1 protein-coding gene and 1 pseudogene are annotated in these 2,141 nt (G+C 68.4%); both read right to left on the reverse strand.

Going from position 1 to position 2,141, the window contains the following annotated elements:
- The coding region (locus EN750_RS31090) for a BatA domain-containing protein (RefSeq protein ID WP_189526583.1) at positions 1-1,655 on the reverse strand (1,655 nt) is incomplete at its 3' end.
- Positions 1,652-2,141, reverse strand: a pseudogene (locus EN750_RS31095) (DUF58 domain-containing protein); the annotation flags it as partial. The pseudogene EN750_RS31095 and the gene EN750_RS31090, both read right to left, overlap by 4 nt.

Genomic DNA, 2,141 nt, shown 5'->3' on the forward strand with positions numbered 1-2,141 from the left:
GCTGCAATCATGCGATAGGGCGCCAGCGACGCCGCGGCGGCTTCGGCATTGGCGATGGCCGCGCCCTGGTTGCGCGACAGCTGCACGATGCGGCGCAGCATCTCGACGAAGCTGCCAGAGATCGGCAGGTTCGACCAGGTTGCCTCGGGGGTGACGTGGAACAGCACCAGCGTGCCCTTGCCTTTCTTCAGTCCGGTGACCAGCGGCGTGCCGTCGGCAAGGGCCGCCCAGGTGCGCTCGACGATATCGGGTGTCGGCTCGGCCAGCACCTGCCTGGTGACGGTGACCTCGGTCGGCGGCGCCAGATCGGCGAACGGGCCGGCCTTGGGGAATTCGGTGACAGGCTGCGGCGACGTCCATGACAGCGCGCCGCCGAGCGAACGCTCGCCGGTGCGAAGGCGGACGGGCAGCAAATCGTCGTCATCGCCCGCGGTGGCCAGCCGCGAACCGGCGAAACGCACCAGCGTGCCGCCATTGTCGACCCAATCGACAAGCCTCTGCCGAACCTGTCCGGGAATGGTGCCGATATCGGCCATGACGATCATCGCGGGCTTCTGGTCGAGGATTTGCGGGATGGCGTCGGCAAGATCGGCGCTGGAGGGTTCGACCAGATCGGCGAAGGGCTGCAGCGCCCGCCTGATGTAGTAGAGCGGCGACAAAAGCGGCTGTGCCTGGTCAGCCTCGGCCTGCGACAATAGGCCGACGCGCCGCCGCTTGGAGCTTTCGTCGAGGACGCGGACCGCACCGGCCTGCCGCTCGCCGTCGAGCGCGATGGAAGCGAAGTCGTTGCGCAGCTCGAACGGCACCGCCATGGTGCCGGTGGCGGTGGTTTCGCCAGGCGAAAAGGTCAGCGTCGCATCGGCGATGCGGCGGCCCTTGTCATCGAAGGCGCCGGCGGTGACCTGCGCCGGGGCAGGGTCGCCCGGCGCGCGGATGGCGGTCAGTGCAAAGCCGTCGACCTGGTTGTCGGCGGCGGTCAGGCCGGTCAGCGACAGCCTGTCCGCGGGTGCCCAGACGACACGCGCGGCATTTTTCGAGAGAAGCGTGTTGAAGGCGGCTTCATCGCCTTTTGCCGCCAGGCCGTCGGCAAGCACGGCGACACTGGCCCCGGGCAAGGTCTCCAGCATGCCGGCGACGCGGGCATAGATGGCGGGCCGGTCGGTCGGGATCGGCCGCGGCTTGGCGGCGCGCAGCCGGTCAAGGGCGGTGGCGGCATCGAACGGGCCGATCTCGGCATTGGCCTTTTCGGCGGTGAAGGCGATGACGACCGGCACGCCGTTGGAGCCGGCGTCGTTGATCAGCCGCTCGGCGGTGGCGACGCGTTTGCCCCAATCGGCGGCACTTGCCCAGTCATTGTCGATAACCAGGGCAAGGGCGGCTCCCTCGGCCGGCAGCTTTTCGCGCGGGTTGAAGACCGGGTCGGCCAATGCCGCGACGATGAGGGCCGCCATCAAGAGCCTGAGCAGCGTCAGCCACCACGGGCTCTGCTGCGGCGTCTCCTCGCGCTTCAGCACGCGCGCCAGGATCTTCAGCGGCGGGAAGATTTCGGTCTGCGGCTTGGGCGGCGTCAGCCTGAGCAGCCACCAGATCACCGGCAGTGCCAGCAGGCCCCACAGCACCATGGGGGCGCCAAAGGAAAGCGGCAGCCAACTCATGCGACAGCCTTTCCTGGCCGATCGCCGCTGGCGATCATGCCTGCATGACCGCCGGCGGTCGGCCTGGCCGAGGGGCCGTCAGCAGTCATCGCCATGTGCAGCCGCACCAGTGCGTCGGAGGCGAGCCGATCGGTGTGGTTGACGGTAAAGCTCCAGCCAAGCCGTTTGCACCAGCCCGTCAGTTCATGGCGGCGGGCGGCGTAGAGCAGGCGATACTCATCACCCAGCATTTCGGCGCGGCCGGCGGTCAGCTTGTCGCCGGTCTCGGGATCGGTGAACTCGGTTCGGCCAGCATAGGGGAAGGTCTCCTCGGCCGGGTCCGCGACCTCGATCAGGTGCGCGCGCACGCCGTGGCGGGCCAGCACGTCGAGCCAGGCCATCGTCTCTTCGACCGGATCGAGGAAGTCGCTGACGATGACGATGTCGCAGAAGCGCCTGATGTCGGACAGGTCGGGTTTTGCCGGCAAATCGCCGGCATGCATCAAC

Source organism: Mesorhizobium sp. M7A.F.Ca.ET.027.03.2.1 (assembly GCF_003999175.1).
In the GTDB taxonomy this organism is placed as follows: Bacteria; Pseudomonadota; Alphaproteobacteria; order Rhizobiales; family Rhizobiaceae; genus Mesorhizobium.